The sequence below is a fragment of the Pelomonas baiyunensis genome (genome assembly GCF_043555935.1).
GTDB classification, from domain to species: domain Bacteria; phylum Pseudomonadota; class Gammaproteobacteria; order Burkholderiales; family Burkholderiaceae_C; genus Pelomonas; species Pelomonas baiyunensis.
The window spans coordinates 83042-103090 of the sequence record NZ_JBIGIB010000001.1 but is presented as its reverse complement, the minus strand read 5'-3'; the positions used below and the strand labels follow the sequence as shown (position 1 = coordinate 103090).

Below are 20049 nucleotides of genomic sequence, written 5' to 3'. Positions count from 1 at the left end.
CCCCTCGGGGGACCGACCAGACTCGACCGTGTTCAGCGGCGCGTCTGGGCGAGGGGCTTCGGTCTCAGCCGCGGTGCGGCGTCGGACTGGCGTCGGACCAGTTCGAAATCCATGAGCTCATGCTCGCAGGGCAGAGGCTCTCCGGTGCGGCGCGCCTTGATGTGGCGCACCAGCAGGTCCACCGCCGCGCCGGCCATTTCCATGATGGGCTGACGCACAGTGGTGAGTTCGGGCCAGATGGTGGTGGCCAGGGGGGCATCGTCGAAGCCGACGACGGTGAGGTCGCTCGGCACGTCCAGACCCAGGCGGTGGGCAATGGCCACGGTGGCGGCCGCCATGTCGTCGTTGCTGGCGAAGATGGCTGTGGGGCGGCGCTCCTGCGACAGCAGCTGCTCGGCCGCGTCCAGGCCCGAGCGGTAGGTGAACATGCCCTGGGCCACAACTTCTTCTTCGGCGATGTTCAGGCCGGCATCGGCCATCGCGGCGTGGAAGCCCGCCAGGCGCCGCGCGCTGCTGCTTTGGTAGGGGTCGCCAATGATGAAACCCAGGCGGTGGTGGCCCAGCGTCAGCAGGTGGCGCGTCATCTCGTACGCGGCCTGGTAGTCGTCAATGCCCACGGCGCACACCGACTCCGGCGGCACGCCGCTGGACACGGCCACGGCGGGCGTGTCGGTCTCGGCCACGAGCTTGAGCAGGGGCTGCGAATCGCAGAACGGCGGCGGCAGGATGAGGCCGTCGATGCCGTTGGCAATCATCTCGGCCACCGGCTTTTCCTCGCCCTCGCGCGCCGCCTCGCAGCGCTGCACCACCAGCTGCACGTGGCGCAGGCTGGCCTTGTTGAGCAGGCCGATCAGGAACTCGTTGAGGTAGCCGGCGCTCGGGTCGATGTAGAGCATGCCGATGCGGATGGGCTCGGAGCCGGCCAGGTGGCGCGCCGCCTGGTTGGGCATGTAGTTGAGCTCGGCCACGGCGGCCTGCACCTTTTCGCGGGTGCCGGGGCGCACGTTCTGTTCCCCGTTGATGACCCGCGACACCGTCATCGGCGACACCCCGGCGAGCTTGGCGACGTCGGCGATGGTGGCGACCTTGGTGCTGCGACCGGCTCGAGCGCTTGGCTTCAAAGGAATCCCTCGGATGGTGTGGCGGTTGTTTGCGCAATCATATTTGGAGCCGACTCACCCGCCCCGGCCGGGAGCGAAATTGAAGCGCAGGGCTTTGTACGCCTGCAACGTGCGCTCGGGCGGCCGCGTGCCGGCCGGCAGCGGCAGGCCCGACACCGACTGGAAGTACGCCACGCAGGCGTCGCGCCACCAGCGCGCCTCGGCGGCTTGCACCGCCAGGTACGCGGCCACCTCGGCATGGCGGGCGGGGTCGATGTCGGCCCGCACCGCGGCCCACTGCGCGCGCATCTCGGCCACGCGGGCTTCGCCCCGGTCGTAGCGGGCGATGAGCTCGGCCCACAGCGTGCGGCCCGAAGCCATGCGGTGGTCCCACGGCAGGTGGTGGAACCACAGCAGCCAGTCCTCGGGCGTGCTCTCGGGCCGGCTCAAGCGCGCCGCCCACTCGGGCGCGTACTGCGCCACGGCGTTGCTGCCCGTGGGCGTGCGGTCGAAGCCGATGCCGTCGCGCCCGGCGCGGTGGAAGTAGGTGGGGTTCCAGTCGGCCCGCTCCAGGTCGTTCACCCAGGGCGCGGGGCCGTGGTGGTGGCCGGTGCCCATCAGGTGGTGCAAGCCGAGCGGGGTCATGTAGTCCACCACCGCCTCGCGCGAGGTGGCCATCAGCGCGGTGAGGGTGCGCACCGCACCGGGCGCGGTGGTGAAGGTCTGCTGCACCCACTCGCGCGCCACGGCCTCCGCGCTCAGGTCGGCATCCCACGCCAGGCGGCCAAAGGCGTACCAGTTGGCGCAGTCGAACTGCGAGCCGCACCAGCTGCGGTCGGTGCCGATGTTGGCCACGCCGGCGATGGCCGTGACCTGCTGCGCCACGGTGGCCCCCTGCGGCTGACGGCGCGTGTCGGCGCGCAGCACCTCCTCGAACAGCGGCCCCAGGTACACAAGATGGGTAGAGAAGCCCAGGTACTCCTTGGTGATCTGCAACTCCAGCGCGAGCGGCGTTTTCGGCATGGCGCCGAACAGCGGGTGGAAGGGCTCGCGGGGCTGGAAGTCGACGGCGCCGTTCTTCACCTGCACGATGACGTTGGGCGCGAACCGCCCGTCCAGCGGCTGGAACTCGGCGTAGCCCTGCATGGCGCGGTCGCCGGTGTCGGGCGCGTACACAAAGGCCCGCCACATGACCTGGCCGCCATGGGGGCGCAGCGCCTCGGCCAGCAGGTTGGCGCCGTCGGCATGCGTGCGGCCGTAGTCCTGCGGGCCGGGCTGCCCCTCGGAATTGGCTTTCACCAGAAAGCCCCCGAAGTCCGGTATTGCGCGGTAGATCTCGTCGGCCTTGGCCTTCCACCAGGCGCGCACCGCCGGGTCCAGCGGGTCGGCCGTGGGCAGGCCACCCAGGTCCTTGGGCGCGGAGAAGCGGGCCGACAGCCACACCTTGATGCCGTAGGGCCGCAGCACGTTCGCCACCGCCGCCGCCTTGGCCAGGAAGGGCGCGGTCAGCGACTCGGCCTTGGCGTTCACGTTGTTCAGCACCGTGCCGTTGACGCCCAGCGAGGCGTTGGCGCGGGCGTAGTCGGTGTAGCGCGCGTCGACGAGGTCGGGCAGCTTCCACCAGTCCCAAATGGACGCGCCGGCGTAGCCGCGCTCGACCGTGCGGTCCAGGTTGTCCCAGTGGTTGAGCAGGCGCAAGGCCACTTTCGGCGTGGACTGTTGGTTCAGCGCCGCCAGGTCGGCCCCGGTCTGCGCCGCGCGCAGCCAGGCAAAGCTGCCGTACAGCAGGCCCCGGTCGGTGCAGGCGGCAATCAGCGTCACCGCGCGGCCCTGCAGCGTCAGGCTGCGCAGCGCGTAGCCCTCAGCACCGAGCTCGCCCCACGGCAGCGCCACGCCGGCCGGCGCAGTGGCCGGCGTGACCAGCATCAGCGCCCCCGCCGTCGGCTGGCGGGCCACCTTGGGCTCATGGCCGGTGAGCCCCGCCACGCCGCGCTTCAACTCCGCCACGGCGGCCTGCAGCGTGGGCGACGCCGGCTCGGCATGCACCAGGCTGCGGGCCTGCGCCCACACGCGCGCTTGGGCGGCCGCAGGCAGTGGGCGGTAGCGCAGCCACACGTCGTAGCCGTCTTCGGTGGTTCCGTGCGCCGGCAGCAGCGCCAGGGCGAGGCACAACGCCGCGCACCGCGCCCTCAGGCCTTGGGCCCAGTTCTTCATCGTGTCTCCTCGCGGGGCCACCCCGGGATTCCCCCGAAAGCCGGCAAATGTTAGAGATTTCGTGCTTGCACAAAGCAAAATGGTAGCGCTACATTTCAGTCCATCGCAAGTCTGAAAAGCAGCCCCCACGCGAGCTGCGCCCCGGGAGACCTCACGTTGACGCTCGATCTCGCCACCCTGGCTTCGGCCACCTGCCCCGGCGCCTGTGCGCCCCGCAGGGCCGTGCTGAAAGCCGCGTGATGACCGGGCCGGCCGCCGCACCGCTGGGCCGCCAGCGCTGGGTCATCTGTGCGCTGCTGTTCGCGGCCACCACCATCAACTACATCGACCGCAACGCGCTGTCGGTGCTCAAAACCCGCCTGCAGCAGCCGCTGGAGGCCGGCGGCCTGGCGCTGACCGATGCCGACTACGGCTGGATCACCTTCGCCTTCACGACCGCCTACGCCGCCTTCCCGCCGCTGATCGGCGTGGGCATCGACCGCTTCGGCGTGAAGCGCAGCCTGGCGGTGGCGCTGCTGCTGTGGTCGGCCGCCGCGGCCGCGCACGGGTTGGTGGCCGGCGTGCTGGGGCTCGTCGCCGTGCGATTCCTGCTGGGCATGGCCGAGGCCGCGCATTTCCCGTCGGCCATCAAGGCGGTGGCGATGTGGTTCCCACAGCAGGAGCGCGCGCTGGCCACCGGCCTGTTCAACGCGGGCACGGCGCTGGGCGTCATCGCCTCGCCGCTGACGGTGTGGCTGGCCGTCACCTTCGGCTGGCCGGCGGCGTTTGTCGCCATCGGCGTGGCAGGTCTGGCGTGGCTGGTGTTCTGGCAGCGCAGCTTCCATGCGCCGGCCCAGCACCCGCGCCTGTCGCCGGCCGAGCTCGCCCACATCCAGGCCGGCCAGCCGCCGGCCGTGGCCGCGGTGAAGCTGCCGTGGACGGCGCTGCTGCGCGTGCGGGCCATCTGGCCCTTCCTGTTGGCCAAGCTGCTGACCGACCCGGTGTGGTGGTTCTTCCTGTTCTGGCTGCCCTCGTACCTGGAGCGTGAACGCGGCCAGAACCCGCTGGCCAGCGCGGGGTTGGTGGCCGTCATTTATCTCGGGTCGAGTGTGGGCTCCATCGCGGGCGGCTGGCTGTCGGGCGCGCTGGTGAAGCGCGGCTGGCCGGTGGGCCGCGCCCGCATGACGGCCATGGGCCTGGCCGCCGCCTGCATGCCCGGCGCGATCGCCGCGTACTACAGCGAGAGCTTTGCACTGTGCGTGGGCCTCATCACGCTGGCCACGGCCTGCCACCAGGCTTGGTCGGCCAACCTGCTGACCTCGGCCACCGACCTCTTTCCCACGCAGGTGTCAGGCGCCGTCATCGGCCTGGGCTCCACCGCCGGCGGCATTGGCGGCATGTTCATCGCGCTGCTGGCCGCGCTGGCCGTGCAGTGGACGGGCACGCAGCAAGGCGTGTTCGTGTTCGCCGGGCTCATGCACCTGACCAGCCTGGGCGTGCTCTGGCTGGCCTTCCGCGGCCGTTTCGAGCGCGTGGACATGGCCGCAGCGCTGGACCTGCACGCCGCCCACCGGCCGCTCATCAGCGCCGGCGCCGCGCTGGTGTTCATCGGCACGCTGCTCGCCGGGCTGATTGCCGGCCACTGGGACGCCTGCGTGGCCGCGGCCAAGTTCGCCGGCGCCGCCCAAGCCTTCACCGCCGCCACGGGCCTGGCCTTGATCGGCCTGGCCCTGCTGCACGCCGGCCGGCCCCGTGCCACCGCTCGGCTTCAACCGGTGTGAGCATGCAAGTCACCGCCGATCAGCACCTGCTCAAAGACCTCAACCGCATGGCCATCGTGCGGCAGCTGAGTGCCTGGCCGGGCCAGTCCCGCGCGGGTTTGGCCGAGGTGCTGCAACTCACCAAGTCCACCGTCAGCGGCCTGGTGAAAGAGCTCATCGCCGAAGGCTGGCTGCTGGAGCGCGAGGTGGTGGCCACGGGTGAACTGGGCCGCCGCCCCACCCCGCTGTTCGTGGACCCGGGCCGCCTGGTGCTGCTGGGCGCCGAGTTGAGCGCCGACGGCGTGAGCGTGGTGGCCACCTCACTCACCGGCGACGTGCTGGCCCGCGCCCGCTCTCCGCTGGAGGCCGACCTGGCCCCCGAGCCCGCCCTGCGCCGCACGGCCAAACTGCTGCAGCAGGTGCACGCGCGGCTGGACGTGCCCGGCCAGCGCGTCATCGGCATCGGCGTGGGCCTGCCCGGCGCGGTGGACGAAGCCCGCGGCCACCTGCACTTCGCGCACAACCTCGGCTGGCACGACCTGGCCGTGGGCCCGCAGCTGACCGAGCACCTGCGCGGCACGGCCCTGCAAGCCGCGCCGCTGTTCGTGCAGAACGAAGCGGACGTGGCGGCCCTGGGCGAGCTGGAATTCGGGCTGGACAGCGCGCCCGACCCGCTCATCTACCTGAGCCTGGGCCTGGGCGTGGGGGCCGGCGTGGTGGTGGAAGACCGCCTGCTGACCGGCGCCCGCGGCCTGGCCGGCGAGGTGGGCCACATGACGCTGGCCATCGACGGTCCGCGCTGCAGCTGCGGCCGCCGGGGCTGCGCCGAAGCCCTGATCGGCCTGCGTGCCTTGCACGGCCAAAGCGCCGACGCCGTGGCCACCGCCGGCCGCTACCTCGGCATGCTGCTGAGCAACCTCGCCTCGGCCTACGACCCCGGCCGCATCGTGCTGGGCGGCCCGGCCATCGAACGCGGCGCCTCGTTCCTGGACCCGGCCCTGCGCACGCTGGACCAATTCGCTGCCGCAGCCGGCGTGGCGCCACCGGCCGTGACCCTTTCGCGCTTCGGCGCCGATGCCGTGCCCGTGGGCGCGGCCGCGCTGGCCCGCTACCGACTCACCCGTCCCCTGATCACCGCCCGCCGCCTGGCTGCGGCGGCCTGAACCCCTGACCCTCCGATGATCACCAACCCCATCCTGCCCGGCTTCCATGCCGACCCCTCCATCTGCCGCGTGCCGGGTGCCGACGGTGCGGACGACTACTACATCGCCACCTCGACCTTCGAGTGGTGGCCGGGCGTGCGCATCCACCATTCGCGCGACCTGAAGCACTGGCGGCACCACAGCTACGCCTGCACCCGCAAGAGCCAGCTGGACCTCACCGGCCACCCTGACTCGGCCGGCGTGTGGGCACCGTGCCTGAGCTACGCGGGCGGCCAGTTCTGGCTGATCTACACCGACGTGCGCTCCACCATCGGCGCGTTCAAGGACACGCACAACTACCTCATCACCGCGCCCAGCATCGACGGCCCGTGGAGCGAGCCCATCTACCTGAACAGCTCGGGCTTCGACCCCAGCCTGTTCCACGATGAAGACGGTCGCCACTGGCTCGTGAACCAGCAATGGATTCACCAGCCGAACAAACACAACTTCAACGGCATCCTGCTGCAGGAGTACAGCCACGAGGCCAAGAAGCTGGTGGGCCCAGTGAAGAACATCTACGCCGGCACCGAGCTGCAGGTGGTGGAAGGCCCGCACCTGTACCGCCGCAAGGGCTGGTACTACCTGCTCACGGCCGAGGGCGGCACCTTCTACGAACACGCCGTGACGTTCGCTCGGTCGCGGAACATCGATGGGCCCTACGAGACCCTGCCCGGCAACCCGCTGCTGACCGCCTGGAAGCAGCCCACCGACGGCCTGCAACGCAGCGGCCACGCCAGCCTGGTGGAAACCGCCCATGGCGACTGGTACCTGGCCCACCTCTGCGGCCGGCCGCTGGAGTGGAGCGGCCCGAACGCCGCACAGCAGAACGGCGTGTACGAGAACCTGCACTGCCCGCTGGGCCGCGAGACGGGCCTGCAGCGCATCGTCTGGCGTGACGACGACTGGCCCGAGATCGAAGGCGGCGGCAACGCACCGCGCCTGCAGGTGGCCGACAGCGGCCTGCCCGAGCACGTGTTCCCGGCCGAAGCCGCGCGGGACGATTTCGACACCCCCACGCTCAACCCGCACCTGAACTCGCTGCGCGTGCCGTTCAGCGAGAGCTGGATCTCACTCACCGAGCGCCCGGGCTGGCTGCGCCTGAAGGGCCGCGAGTCGCTGATGAGCCTGTTCGACCAGAGCCTGGTGGCCCGCCGCCAGCAGCACTTCAACTGCCGCGTGGACACGCGCCTGGACTTCGAGCCCGAGCTCTTCCAGCAGATGGCCGGCCTGGTGGCGTACTACAACACCAGCAACCACGCCTACCTGCACGTGAGCCGCGACGTGGACAGCGGCGCGCGCGTGCTGCGCCTGACCGTGAACCGCGACGGCAAGCTGAGCGAACCGGCCACGCCCGTGGCGCTGGCCGCCGGCCCGGTGGACCTGGCCGTGAACTTCCGCCACGCGCACTACCAGTTCCAGTTCCGCCAGGGTGACGCCGATTGGCAGGACTTCGGCCCCGCGCTGGACACCGCCATGCTCAGCGACGAAGCCGTCACCCGCTTTGAAGACGGCTTCGCCCGCAGCTTCGGCTTCACCGGCAACTTCATCGGCATCGCCTGTCAGGACCTGGCCGGCACGCGCCTGGCGGCGGACTTCGACCACCTGAGCTACGAACCGCAAGACTGAGCGGCATCAGACCGCACCGCACAACAACGACACGAGACAAACCCATGGCCACCACCCACCCACCGCTGTCCTTCATGGAGAAGGCCGGGTACAGCTGCGGCGACGCCGCCGCCAACTTCGTCTTCATGACGATGGTGCTGTTCCAGCTGAACTTCTACACCGACGTGTTCGGCCTGTCGGCCAACACGGCCGCGGCCATCCTGCTGTGGCCGCGGCTGTGGGATGCCATCTTCGACCCCGTCATGGGAGTGCTGGCGGACCGCACCAACACCCGCTGGGGCAAGTTCCGTCCGTGGGTGCTGTGGACGACCCTCCCGTGGTGCATCGTCATGGTCGCGGCCTACACGGCGCCGGACCCGAGCTGGGGCTGGAGCACGGGCATGGTCATCGCGTACGCCGGCATCACCAACACGCTGCTGATGACGCTGTACTCGATGAACAACATGCCCTACTCGGCCCTGGGTGGTGTCATGACGGGTGACCTGAACGAGCGCACCAAGCTCAACTCGTTCCGTTTCGTGTCGGTCAACGTGGCGCAGTTCATCGTCGGCGGCTTCACGCTGCCGCTGGTGGCCAAATTCGCACAAGGCCATGACCGCGCCCACGGCTGGCAAGTCACCATGACCCTCTGGGCGGCTGTGTGCCTGGTGCTGTTCCTCGTCACCTTCTTCACGACGAAAGAACGCATCAAGCCCATCGTCGAGACCCACACCTCGCCCAAGCAGGACTTCGTTGACCTGCTGAAAAACGGCCCCTGGATCGCGCTGGTGGCCTACACGGTCTTCAACTTCGGCATGCTGTCACTGCGGGGTGGCGCGCACTACAGCTACTACCACCACTACGTCGACAAGGCGGCCATGTTCGACTTTGTCGCCGCACTGGGCCTGACGACGCCGGACCCCGCCGGCACCGGCAGCCTCGCCGACACCTTGGGCTACATCGTCCACGGCACGCGCGACAGCCTGGCCCAGTCCAACGTGGCCGACGTCTACAACAGCATCCTGAACATGGCCGGCTTCGGCACGACCATCGTCGTCATCATGCTGACCGCCGGCCTGTCGGCGCGCTTCGGCAAGCGCACGGTCGCCCTCTGGGGCTTCAGCCTGGCGACGCTGCAGGCCTGCGCGCTGTACTTCATGCCGCCCACCGCCGTCTGGGGCATGCTGGGCCTGCACATGCTCGGCTCGCTGTTCTACGCCCCCACCATCGCCGTCATGTGGGCCATGTACGCCGACGCGGCCGACTACTCCGAGTGGCAGACCGGCCGCCGGTTCACCGGCATGGTCTTCGCCACCATCGGCTTCTCGCTGAAGTCGGGCCTGGCCCTGGGCTCCGCCAGCCTGCTGTGGTGCCTGGCCGGCTTCTTCGGCTACGACACCCAGCAGCCCACGGCGCCCAACGCCATCGAGGGCTATCGCGTGATGTCCAGCTTCGGCGTTGGCGCACTGTTCGCGGCCTGCACGTTCTGCATGCTGTTCAACAAGCTGAACAAGCAGACCACGCTGCAAATGTCCGACGAACTCGCCCAGCGCCGCCAAGCCGCCGGCCTGGCCGCCGCCTGATTTGCTTTCACCCCCATCCCGTTCCCGCTGTAAGGACCTTGCCATGAGCTCCGCCCCCTCCGTGTATTCCGATCTCCCCGTCGTCGCCTACGAAGGCCCGCAATCCACCAACCCGCTGGCCTACCGCTGGTACGACGCCAACCGCGTCGTGCTGGGCAAGACGCTGGCCGAGCACCTGCGCCCGGCCGTCTGCTACTGGCACAACTTCTGCTGGAAGGGCGAAGACGTCTTCGGTCTGGGCAACACCGTGTTCCAGCGCCCCTGGTTCAACGAGGCTGACCCGGTCAAGGCCGCTTACCTGAAGCTCGACGCTGCGTTCGACTTCTTCGGCAAGCTGGGCCTGCCCTACTGGTGCTTCCATGACCGCGACGTGGCCCCCGAGGGCGCGACACTGGCCGAGTCCAACCGCATCCTCGACGGCCTGCTGGAAGCCGCCGCCAAGAAGATGCAAGACGGCAAGGTGCAGCTGCTGTGGGGCACGGCCAACCTGTTCTCGCACGGCCGCTTCATGAGCGGCGCGGCCACCAACCCCGACCCCGAGGTGTATGCCTACGCCGCCGCGCAAGTGAAGCACGTGCTGGAGTGGACGAACCGCCTGGGCGGCGCCAACTACGTGCTGTGGGGCGGCCGTGAAGGCTACGAAACCCTGCTGAACACCAACCTCAAGCGCGAGATGGCCAACTACGGCCGCTTCCTGACGAGCGTCGTCGAGCACAAGCACAAGATCGGCTTCAAGGGCACCATCCTGATCGAGCCCAAGCCGCAAGAGCCCACCAAGCACCAGTACGACTACGACAGCGCCACGGTCTACGGCTTCCTGAAGACCTACGGCCTGGAGAACGAGGTCAAGGTCAACATCGAGGTGAACCACGCCACGCTCGCCGGCCACAGCTTCGAGCACGAAGTGGCCACCGCCTGCGCGCTAGGCATCTTCGGCTCGCTCGACGCCAACCGCGGCGACGAGCAGCTGGGCTGGGACACCGACCAGTTCCCCAACAACCACGTGCAACTGGTGCCCGCCATGCTGGAGCTGATCCGCGCGGGCGGCTACACCACCGGCGGCACCAACTTCGACGCCAAGGTGCGCCGCCAGTCCATCGACCCCATCGACCAGCTCGAAGGCCACATCGGCGGCATGGACACCATGGCCCGCGCCTTCCTGGCCGCCGCCGCGCTGTACGAGAGCGGCCAGCTGGAGAAGGTGGTGGCCGACCGCTATGCCGGTTGGGAAAGTGACCTGGGCAAGAAGATTGCCGGCGGCGCCAGCCTCGACGATCTGGCTTCGCTCGTGCACGCGCAAGGCATCTCGCCCGCTCCGCGTTCCGGCCGCCAAGAGCGCCTGGAAAACATCGTCAACAACTTCGTCTAAGCACTGTTGACCCCTCGCCCAGCTCGCCCCGCTGAACGCGGTCGAGCTGAGCGGTCCCCCGAGGGGACGGCGATGCTTGCGGCATTGAGCCGCAAGCACATCGCCACAACGGGCCGGCTTGGGAACTGAGCCCGGACAGAGGCAGTCCCTGCGGACTACCTCTGCCTGGCGAAGGCCGAGGGCCTCTGGCCCTCGGCCCCGGCGCTCGGCCCGCAAAGGCACCACGGCCACCACCAACCAGACCTGAATCACCATGTTCCTCGGCATCGACCTCGGCACCTCCGAGATCAAGCTGCTGCTCCTGAACGAGCAGCACCAGATCGTCGCCACCACCGGCGTGGCGCTCACCGTGCAACGGCCGCAGCCGCTGTGGAGTGAGCAACACCCCGCCGACTGGTGGGCCGCGCTCGATGCCGGCATGGCCCAACTCAAAGTCGACCACGGCGCCGCTCTCGCGCAGGTGCGCGGCATCGGCCTCTCGGGCCAGATGCACGGCGCCGTGACGCTGGACGCAGCCCACCAGGTGCTGCGCCCGGCCATCCTGTGGAACGACGGCCGCAGCGGCCCGCAGTGCGCCGAAATGATGGCCGCCTGCCCCGAGCTTCCGGCCATCACCGGCAACCTCGCGATGCCGGGCTTCACGGCCCCCAAGTTGGCGTGGATGCGCCAGCATGAGCCCGAGCTGTTCGCTCGCGTCGCCAAGGTGCTGCTGCCCAAGGACTGGCTGCGCTTCGAGCTCAGCGGCGAGTTCGTCAGCGAAATGAGCGACGCCGCCGGCACGCTGTGGCTGGACGTGGCCCAGCGCCGCTGGTCGCCCGTCGCGCTGACGCTGACGGGCCTGAACGAATCCCACATGCCCCGCCTCGTCGAAGGCAGCGAAGCCAGCGCCACGCTGAAGCCCGCGCTGGCCCAGCGCTGGGGCCTGCCCGCCGGCGTGGTCATCGCCGGGGGTGGGGGCGACAACGCGGCGAGTGCCGTCGGCATGGGCGTGGTGAAGCCGGGCGACGGTTTCCTGTCGCTGGGCACCTCCGGCGTCATCTTCCTGTGCAACGAGGCCTTCAGCCCCAACCCGGCCCGCGCGGTGCATGCCTTCTGCCATGCGCTGCCCGACACCTGGCACCAGATGAGCGTCATCCTCAGTGCCGCCAGCGCCTTGCGCTGGGCCACGCTGATGCTGGGCATGCCCGGCGGCGAGGCCGACCTCATCGCCAAAGCCGCCGCGCTGACCGACACGCAGCGCGCGCAGGCGCCCATCTTCCTGCCCTACCTCAGCGGCGAGCGCACGCCGCACAACAACGCCAACGCGCAAGGCGTGTTCTTCGGCCTCACGCACGAGCATGGCGCTGCCGAGATGGGCTACGCCGTGCTGGAAGGCGTGGGCTTTGCGCTGCTGGACGGCTGGCGTGCGCTGCAAGCTGGCGGCGGCCGGGCCGAACAGCTGTGGCTGGTGGGCGGTGGCGCGCGCAGCGAATGGTGGGCCCAGTTGCTCGCGTCGCTCTTGAACGTGCGCCTGGTTAACGGTGTGGGTGCCGAAGCCGGCGGCGCGCTGGGCGCTGCGCGCCTGGCCTGGCTGGCCTGCGGCGGCACGGTGGACGCGGTCTGCCGCACACCCGACATCGCCCGTGTGGCCGAGCCCGACCCCGCACTGGCCGCTGCGCTGCAGCCACGCCACGAGCGCTTCCAGCGCCTGTACGCCGCGCTGCGCGCCGAGTTCGCCTAAGCCGCCCCAACCGTCCCTGTGGTCATGCCGCGCCCCGCGGCAGGGCTGCGCTTTGCCTGAAAGTTCACCATGCATGACCTGACCCTCGCTGCCAACGCCCTGCGCCTGCTGGCCATCGACGCCGTGCAGCAAGCCAACTCCGGCCACCCCGGCATGCCCATGGGCATGGCCGACATCGCCGCCGTGTTGTGGGCCCGCCACCTGCGCCACAACCCGGCCGACCCGGCCTGGCCCGACCGCGACCGCTTCGTGCTCTCCAACGGCCACGGCTCCATGCTGCTGTACGGCCTGCTGCACCTGAGCGGCTACGACCTCTCCATGGACGAGCTGCGGCGCTTCCGCCAACTGCACAGCCAAACCCCCGGCCACCCCGAGTTCGGCATCACGCCCGGCGTGGAAACCAGCACCGGCCCGCTGGGCCAGGGCCTGGCCAACGCCGTGGGCATGGCGCTGGCCGAGCAGCTGCTGGCGGCCGAGTTCAACACGCCTGAGCACACCGTCATCAGCCACCGCACCTTCGCGTTTGTGGGCGATGGCTGCCTGATGGAAGGCCTCTCGCACGAAGCCTGTTCGCTGGCCGGCACCTGGGGCTTGGGCAAGCTCGTCGTCATCTACGACGACAACGGCATCTCCATCGACGGCGATGTGAAAGGCTGGTTCGGCGACGACACCCCGGCGCGCTTCGAGGCCTACGGCTGGCGCGTGATCCGCCATGTGGACGGGCACAACCTGGCCGCCATCGACGCCGCCCTGCAGGCGGCCACGCAAGACTGCGGTCGCCCCACGCTCATTTGCGCACGCACCGTCATCGGCCAAGGCGCGCCCAACAAGGCCGGCGGCCACGACGTGCACGGCGCGCCGCTGGGCGCGGCCGAAGTGGCCGCCGTGCGTGCTGCGCTGCACTGGCCGCACCCGCCCTTCGAGGTGCCCGACGCCGCCCGCGCGCCGCTCGACGCCCGCTCGCGCGGCGCGGCCGCGCAAGCCGCCTGGCAGGCCCGGTTCGATGCCTTCCGCCAAGCCCAGCCCGAGCGCGCCGCCGAGTTGCAGCGGCGCCTGCAGGGCGAGCTGCCCCCTGGGTTCGAGGCCCAGTGCGCCGCGCAATTGGCGGCGGTGGACCAGCGCGCCGAGACCATCGCTTCGCGCAAAGCCTCGCAGAACAGCCTCACCGCGCTGGCCGGCGCACTGCCCGAGCTGCTGGGCGGCTCGGCCGACCTGGCCCCCTCCAACCTCACGCAATGGAAGGGCTGCCGCTCGGTGGTGCGGGCGGCCGAAGGCGGCAACTACCTGCACTACGGCGTGCGTGAGTTTGCGATGGTGGCCATCCAGACCGGCCTCACGCTGCACGGGGGCGTGAGGCCGTTTGCCGGCACCTTCCTGATGTTCTCGGAGTACGCCCGCAACGCCATCCGCATGGCGGCGCTGATGCGCATCAACCCCATCTACGTGTTCACGCACGACTCCATCGGCCTGGGCGAGGACGGCCCCACCCACCAGCCGGTAGAGCAAACCGCCACGCTGCGCCTGGTGCCCAACCTGGACGTCTGGCGCCCCGGCGATGCGGTGGAAACCGAAGTGGCCTGGCAGACCGCGGTGCGCCACCGCCGCACGCCCACGGCGCTGATCCTGTCGCGCCAGAACCTGCCGCACCAGCGGCGCGACGCGACCACGCGCGCCGCCATCGAGAAAGGTGGTTATGTGCTGGTGCAGGAGCGAACCGACCGGCCGCTGCAACTCGTGCTCATCGCCACCGGCTCCGAGCTGGACCTGGCCGTGCAGGCGCAGGCGCAACTGGCCGCGCTGGGGGTGAACACCCGCGTGGTGTCCATGCCCTCGTGCTTCATGTTCGAGCAACAAGAGGCGGCGTGGCGCCGTGCGGTGCTGCCCCCGGGCGTGCCGCGGGTGGCGGTGGAAGCCGGCGTGACGGCCGGCTGGCGGCAGTACGTGGGGCTGGAGGGCGCCGTCGTGGGCATCGACACCTTCGGCGAGTCCGCCCCGGCGGGCGATCTGGCCCGGCACTTCGGCATGACCGTGGCCGCCGTCGTGGACGCCGCCCAGCGCTGCGTGCAGTCTGCTGCGGGCCAGGTGCGGTGAAGCGACGGCGCGTGCTGGCGCCGCCGCATCAAGCCCGGCCGCACAGGCCGGGCGGGGGACGCATCAGCGCTGGCGCCGTGCGCGCGACGCACCTGCTGCGCCCACCAAGGCCAGAGCCACGAGGGCAACGGACGCCGGCTCCGGCACGGTGCCCTGGGGCAGCAGTTGATTCTGGTAACTGGTCTGGATGCCCGATTCGCCATTGAAGCCGGAGTAGGCGAAGTCGTTCGCCGAGGCGCCTGGCTTGCCCACGCGGATCCACCACAGCGACCAGCCCGCATTGATCGAGCAACCACCGCCGCTGCAGTTGTTGCCGAAGGCCGCATCGAGCAGATCACCCGTGGCATCGAACCTCAGCCAGCCGCTGTTGGCCGTCAGCTCATCAAAGCTGAACCCGCCGAAGGAAACCTGCAGGTCCTTGAACAGGTTCGGGGCGGCCACGAGCCCCCCCGCCGCGGGCACGACGGCATCGTCGTACGTGAATGAGCCCACCTGGGGCCCGAACTGCAGCGCGCCGGCCGTGGAACTGAACAGGAACTGGCGGGTCACCAGACCGGCCTCGGCGGTCAAGGGCAGGAACGCGGCGGCCGACAAGGCCAGGGCGCTGAACACAGCGGACAACTTGTGGGTACGGGTCATGTCATCTCCCAGGAGGTGGAAACCACCCTCTGCAAGATTTGCACCACGCCTGACACATCAATCACTTGCGCCTAACGCACCCATGGACTGTCAAAACCATCGACAGTGCCGGCCGCCGTGCCGAGACCGTCATGCGCGTGCGCGGCCCAACAGGCGTGGCGGCTCTCGGCCGGCGGCTGCGCCCCCTGCGGGGCATTGAACATGCGCAGCAAGGCGGCCAGCGGGTTGGCGGCGGTCGGGGCGCGCGGGTCCAGCGCGCGCTCGATGCTGTCGGCCAGGTCGTGCCAGTGGGCGCGCTGGCTGGCGTCACCCTGCCCGGCCCGCGCGGCGGCCAGGAGCTTGAGCGCCCGCAGTTCGGCCCGCACCTGAGCCTGCCCGTCTTCCAGGCTGGACAGGCTGGCCAGGCTCAGGCGGGCGATCAGCGTGTCCACGTACAGGCGCTGCAGGCTGCGCCGTGCTGAGGGTACTGGGGCAGGCACCGGGGCGGCAGCGTCCGGGCCGATCACGGCGTGGCGCAGGTCGGCCAGCAGGTCGTCCACGCGGTAGGCCTGGCCGCCCAGCTGCGCTTGCTGCGCCACCAGGCGCTGGCCGCGGACCGGGTCCAGCAGCTGGCGCAGCACCGTGCGCTGCGCGCTGGCCAGCAGCCGTGTGGGCTCGGAAGTGCGCAGGCGCTGCGTGACGGCCGGGTCCAACAGCCATTGCGGCGTGGCCAGCGCGTGCTCGGCCAGGAACTTCACGGCCCGGGCCTGCTGCGCGCGGGGCAGCGGCGCGGCAATGGCGCCGGGCTGGTCGTTGTGCTTGTTCTGCACCTCGTAGCTGCCCACCACGGCCACCACGTGGCCCAGTTCACGCAGCCACTGCGCCCAGGTGGCGCGGTAGAGGTATTCCAGCGTCTTGTCGTCGTCGCCCGCGGCCCCGGTCCAGCCGGGCAGCATCTTCATCACGCGCTGCAGGTTGCGCTGGCCCAACGCGGTGGCGGTCACGGCGTCGGCGTCGCCCACGGCCTCGGTGTTGTCGCCCACATCGCCGCCTTCGGCCTTGGGCGCGCTGAAGCGCAGCCAGGGCTTGCTGTCCTGCTCACGGGCCCAGAGGTTGAGCTGCTGGCGCTCCTCTTCCGGCGTGTTGGCGCTGGGAATGGGTGCGTAGCCCCAATGGGTGGCGAAGAAGTCATACGGCCCCAGTTTGGGGATGAGCAAGGCCGGGTCGACCTTGTCTTCGGGCTGCACCAGGTAGTTGAAGCGGCTGTAGTCCATCAGCGTGGGCACATGGCCCATGGTGCGCAGCCAGGTGGGGTCGCGCAGCTTGTCCACCGGGTAGAGCGAGCTGGCCTTCATGTTGTGCGGAAACCCGAGCGAGTGCCCGACCTCGTGCGTCACCACAAACGCCACGAGCTCGCCCATCAGGTCGTCCGGCAAGGGCAGCTTGCGGGCCCGTGGGTCCAGCGGGCCGACCTGCGTGAGGTACCAGTCGCGCTGCAGCTGCACGATGTTGTGGAACATCACGATGTTGGCGTTCAGGATCTCGCCGCTGCGCGGGTCGGCCAGGTGCGGGCCGTAGGCATTGGGCGTGGGCGACGGCACCCAGCGGATCACGCTGTAGCGCACGTCTTCGGGGTCGAACTCGGGGTCTTCCTCGGCGGTGGGGAAGGGCCGGGCCTGCACCGCGTTCTTGAAGCCGGCGTGCTCGAAGGCCGCGTTCCACGCCTCCACGCCGCGCTTCACGTAGGGCACCAGCGCGGTTGGCGTGGCCTTGTCGATGTACCAGACGATGGGTTTCACCGGTTCACTCACCGCAACGGCCGGGTCTTTCTTCTCCAGCCGCCAGCGGGTGATGAGGCGCTCGCGGCGCACCTCGCGCACGCCGCTGCCGAAGTCGGTGCGGCCAATGCTGAAGAAGCCCACCCGGTCGTCCATCAGCCGCGGGCGCATGGGCTCGGCCGGCAGCTGCACCAGGCTGTAGGCCACGTTCAGCGACACGCTGCGGGCGGGCTGCATCTGCGGCAGCGCCGGCACGCCAGGCACGGCCATCACGGGCATGGGCGACACGGTGTAGGTTTGCACCGCGTCCACCCGCACGCTGCCGGGGAAGGCCTTGGTCTGCTCCACGTAGCTGCGGCTGCTGTCCAGCCCGCCGCGCACCATGGCGCGTGCGCTGAAGTCACCCACCTCGCTGTTGAACAGCCGCGTGACCTCGATCACCGGCGCGCCGTCCTTGGCAAACGCCTCGACCGGGAACACGGCCAGGATGGCGTCGCGCTGCGACAGCCGCACCGCCTCGGCCATGGGACTGCCCGGTGCGGTCACGGCGTCGTGCGAGATGAGTTGCAGCATCACGCGGTTTTGCTTGAGCACGAAGCGCAGCACGTCCTGGTTCAGCGTGCGGCCCACGTGCTCCAGGCCCGAGGGCACGGCGGTGGCGTTGGCCACCATCAGCAGCGGCTGGTCCAGCACCGCCTTCGGGATCTCGAAGTACAGCTTGGACTTGAGCTGGTGCACCCGCAGCAGGCCGCTTTGCGTCTTGGCCTCGGCGGTGATGACCTTGTCGTACGGTTTGGGGTCGCTCGGGTCGGGCACCACGGGTGCAGACGCGGCGCGCGCCGGCGCAGCGGCAGAAGCCGCAGAAGCGGGCGGACTGGGCGGCGTGGGCGAGGTTTGGGCCGCAGCGAGGGCCGTGGCCATCGTCAGTGCAGCGGCGACGGTGCGGGTGCGCGCGCGTTCAGCCCAGCCTTGCAGGAGGTGCGTCATGAAGTCTCTCTTCGGGGCGCAGCCTGCCTGCGCATGCGACCCATGATAGGCAGCGCCAGCGCGGCCGACGGGCCTTGGGCGAGGTGCATCTTGACGTCACCGCGCCGCCCTTCATGCGCCCCTCGGCGCCGGGCTACCAGTTGCCGTAGCGCGCGACGATGCCGCGCAGCAGGGCGTCGCGCTCGGCCCCCAGGTGGTGGCCGCTCGCGTCGCCCGAGGCGTCTTTGCCCACGGCGGTGTGCACCACCACCAGCTTCAGTTCCGGGTCCACCAGGATGGCCTGGCCGTGGATGCCCTGCAGCACAAACCGCCGATGGCTGCCCGGCATTAACCACACCTGGAAGCCATAGCCCAAGTAGCTTTTGCCGTGATGCTCCATGCGGCCCGGGCGGAAGGCCTCGGGCTGGCGGCTGGCGTCGGTCATGGCCAGCAAGGTGTCGCGCTTCAGCACCTCGCCCTGCGGGCCGCGGCCGTCCTGCGCCAGCAGCCAGCCCAGGCGTGCGTAGTCCCGCACCGTGGCGTTGAAGCCGCCCTGGGCCAGCGGCTGCTGGTCCACCGGGTTGAGCAGCCAGGTCGCCATCGCCTCGGCACCAAGCGGGCGCCACAGCTTCTCGGCCACGTAGTCGCACAGCGAGCGGCCGGTGGCGCCTTGCAGCACCTGGCCCAGCACCTCGGTCTGCGGCCCCGCGTAGTTGAAGCGTTCGCCCGGCGGGTCGGCCCGCTCGGTGATGCTCTTCAACGCCGCCAGCGTGCCCTGCCGGCGGGCCACGCCCAGGAACACCGCGCGGTCGTCGTCCGGCGTGTAGTTCTCGACGTACCGCGCGCCGGAGGCCATGCGCATCAAGTCCACCAGCCGCGTCTGGCCGTAGAGGCTGCCTTCCAGCGCCGGCACGTAGGCCTGGGCCCGGTCGTCCAGTGAGCGGATGGCGCCCTCTTCCACCGCCTTCATCACCGCCAGCGCGGTGATCGTCTTGGCCATGGAGTTGGACAGCATGCGCATGGCCGGCGTGCGCTCGTAGTTGTAGCGCTCGGCCACGATCTCGCCGTCCTTCAGCACCAGCAGGCCGGTGACGCGCTGGCGCTGCAGGTAGTCGTCCAGCGTCAGCGAGCGGCCGGCGAAGCGGTACCGAAAGGTCGGCTCCGAAGCTGCCTTCTTCAAGGCCAGCGGCTCGGCGGCCGGCGCCAACGTGCAGGACGGCAAAAAACTGTCCATGCCGCTGAACGAGCCCACGAGGTAGGGCTCGCGAAAGGCATCGGCGCGGGTCTTGGCCGCCGGGTAGCCGGCGGCCTTGCCCAGCGCCTCTTCGTCGGGCGCGGCGACGGCGAGGCCGGTGGTGATGAGCAAAAGGAGCGCGGGCAGGCTGCGGGCGATGGGCGTCATGGCGTGCAGCCTACATGCGGCGGGTCACCCCGCCTGGAGCCGGCCGTTGAAGCGCAGCAGCGGCATGGACGGCGTGTGCCGGTCGAATCCGCCACGGATCCCGGGACGAATCGGCCGCCAGGTCTGTGCCCCGCCAAGCCTGGGCATTGACTGCGTTCGGCCAGGAGCGGTCGGCTGCGGAGGTCCGCTTTCGCGTAGATCGGGATGGCCGTGGGCCGCGGGGTGACGCAATTGCTACGTGTCCCCCGGCCCGCTACGCGGTCCTCCTCCTTTACCTTCGCAATTGCGTCACCCCGCATCCCACTGCAGCACCTTTGGGCATCCTCGACGAAGAAGCCGGACATCGCGCAAGCGGGCAGTGGGGCGGGTCTGATGCGCAAGTAAAGGAGGAGGACCGCGTAGCGGGCCGGGGGACATGGAGCAGCAGGCCCGCCCTGCTGCCTGCGCCCATCCCGCCCTACAGCGTCCTCGGCATCAAGCCGTTGAGCGACCGCTTTCCTGCCAAGAGTTCGATGGACCGAAAGACCGCAACGGGTCGATCTCTGACGTCCAACTGCCCCGTGTCGGTTCGTCCCCTGTGGTCACAGGGAGCCGGCCTCAGTGGCGGCGTCGATCGCCACAGGCACGGCCGCACACGGCTGCCGCGAACCTGTTGCAGGCTG

The 20049-nt window shown here is 70.1% G+C and carries 12 protein-coding genes; 7 read left to right on the top strand and 5 right to left on the bottom strand.

The features are described from left to right. Nucleotides 1–32 precede the first annotated feature (32 nt). Together ACG01O_RS00415 and ACG01O_RS00410 are read right to left on the bottom strand one after the other, a co-directional pair. On the bottom strand, nt 33–1121 hold the full coding sequence (locus ACG01O_RS00415; protein ID WP_394379919.1) for a LacI family DNA-binding transcriptional regulator: 1089 nt from the start codon (nt 1119–1121) through the stop codon (nt 33–35). 54 nt (nt 1122–1175) lie between these two features. After that, a complete protein-coding gene (locus tag ACG01O_RS00410; protein WP_394379916.1) occupies nt 1176–3314 on the bottom strand; it encodes an alpha-glucuronidase family glycosyl hydrolase in 2139 nt (712 codons plus the stop codon). A 239-nt stretch (nt 3315–3553) separates the two neighbouring features. Between ACG01O_RS00410 and ACG01O_RS00405 the strand changes: the two genes are divergently transcribed. The 7 genes from ACG01O_RS00405 (at nt 3554) to tkt (ending at nt 14623) form a co-directional block, all read left to right on the top strand. Continuing rightward, nucleotides 3554–5074 carry an MFS transporter gene (locus ACG01O_RS00405; RefSeq protein ID WP_394379913.1) on the top strand — a complete coding sequence of 507 codons (1521 nt, stop codon included), beginning with the start codon at nt 3554–3556 and terminating at the stop codon, nt 5072–5074. A 2-nt stretch (nt 5075–5076) separates the two neighbouring features. After that, nucleotides 5077–6216, top strand: coding sequence for an ROK family protein (locus ACG01O_RS00400; protein ID WP_394379911.1), 1140 nt, complete (start codon nt 5077–5079; stop codon nt 6214–6216). A 15-nt stretch (nt 6217–6231) separates the two neighbouring features. Further along, on the top strand, nt 6232–7881 hold the full coding sequence (locus ACG01O_RS00395) for a glycoside hydrolase family 43 protein (RefSeq protein ID WP_394379908.1): 1650 nt from the start codon (nt 6232–6234) through the stop codon (nt 7879–7881). Between the two features lie 44 nt (nt 7882–7925). Continuing rightward, nucleotides 7926–9443 carry an MFS transporter gene (locus ACG01O_RS00390; RefSeq protein ID WP_394379904.1) on the top strand — a complete coding sequence of 506 codons (1518 nt, stop codon included), beginning with the start codon at nt 7926–7928 and terminating at the stop codon, nt 9441–9443. A gap of 43 nt (nt 9444–9486) precedes the next feature. Further along, entirely contained in the window at nt 9487–10812 is a 1326-nt protein-coding gene (gene xylA / locus ACG01O_RS00385; RefSeq protein WP_394379901.1) for a xylose isomerase, read from the top strand. A gap of 253 nt (nt 10813–11065) precedes the next feature. After that, entirely contained in the window at nt 11066–12532 is a 1467-nt protein-coding gene (gene xylB / locus ACG01O_RS00380) for a xylulokinase (protein ID WP_394379898.1), read from the top strand. 69 nt (nt 12533–12601) lie between these two features. Continuing rightward, nucleotides 12602–14623 carry a transketolase gene (gene tkt / locus ACG01O_RS00375; RefSeq protein WP_394379895.1) on the top strand — a complete coding sequence of 674 codons (2022 nt, stop codon included), beginning with the start codon at nt 12602–12604 and terminating at the stop codon, nt 14621–14623. Nucleotides 14624–14686: 63 nt separating this feature from the next. Here the strand turns inward: tkt and ACG01O_RS00370 are convergent, their stop codons facing one another. From ACG01O_RS00370 to ACG01O_RS00360, 3 genes are all read right to left on the bottom strand, one after another. Then, nucleotides 14687–15262, bottom strand: a complete 576-nt coding sequence (locus tag ACG01O_RS00370) for a PEP-CTERM sorting domain-containing protein (RefSeq protein WP_394379892.1) — start codon at nt 15260–15262, stop codon at nt 14687–14689. Nucleotides 15263–15333: 71 nt separating this feature from the next. Further along, on the bottom strand, nt 15334–18006 hold the full coding sequence (locus tag ACG01O_RS00365) for a zinc-dependent metalloprotease (protein WP_394379889.1): 2673 nt from the start codon (nt 18004–18006) through the stop codon (nt 15334–15336). Nucleotides 18007–18139: 133 nt separating this feature from the next. Beyond that, nucleotides 18140–19387 carry a serine hydrolase domain-containing protein gene (locus ACG01O_RS00360; RefSeq protein WP_394379886.1) on the bottom strand — a complete coding sequence of 416 codons (1248 nt, stop codon included), beginning with the start codon at nt 19385–19387 and terminating at the stop codon, nt 18140–18142. Nucleotides 19388–20049: the final 662 nt, after the last annotated feature.

What these genes read in the sequence shown, in the direction of transcription:
- ACG01O_RS00410 (WP_394379916.1), bottom strand. Translation starts at nt 3,314, where the DNA reads ATGAAGAACTGGGCCCAAGGCCTGAGGGCGCGGTGCGCGGCGTTGTGC.
- ACG01O_RS00405 (WP_394379913.1), top strand. Translation starts at nt 3,554, where the DNA reads ATGACCGGGCCGGCCGCCGCACCGCTGGGCCGCCAGCGCTGGGTCATC.
- ACG01O_RS00400 (WP_394379911.1), top strand. Translation starts at nt 5,077, where the DNA reads ATGCAAGTCACCGCCGATCAGCACCTGCTCAAAGACCTCAACCGCATG.
- ACG01O_RS00395 (WP_394379908.1), top strand. Translation starts at nt 6,232, where the DNA reads ATGATCACCAACCCCATCCTGCCCGGCTTCCATGCCGACCCCTCCATC.
- ACG01O_RS00390 (WP_394379904.1), top strand. Translation starts at nt 7,926, where the DNA reads ATGGCCACCACCCACCCACCGCTGTCCTTCATGGAGAAGGCCGGGTAC.
- xylA (WP_394379901.1), top strand. Translation starts at nt 9,487, where the DNA reads ATGAGCTCCGCCCCCTCCGTGTATTCCGATCTCCCCGTCGTCGCCTAC.
- xylB (WP_394379898.1), top strand. Translation starts at nt 11,066, where the DNA reads ATGTTCCTCGGCATCGACCTCGGCACCTCCGAGATCAAGCTGCTGCTC.
- tkt (WP_394379895.1), top strand. Translation starts at nt 12,602, where the DNA reads ATGCATGACCTGACCCTCGCTGCCAACGCCCTGCGCCTGCTGGCCATC.
- ACG01O_RS00370 (WP_394379892.1), bottom strand. Translation starts at nt 15,262, where the DNA reads ATGACCCGTACCCACAAGTTGTCCGCTGTGTTCAGCGCCCTGGCCTTG.
- ACG01O_RS00365 (WP_394379889.1), bottom strand. Translation starts at nt 18,006, where the DNA reads ATGACGCACCTCCTGCAAGGCTGGGCTGAACGCGCGCGCACCCGCACC.
- ACG01O_RS00360 (WP_394379886.1), bottom strand. Translation starts at nt 19,387, where the DNA reads ATGACGCCCATCGCCCGCAGCCTGCCCGCGCTCCTTTTGCTCATCACC.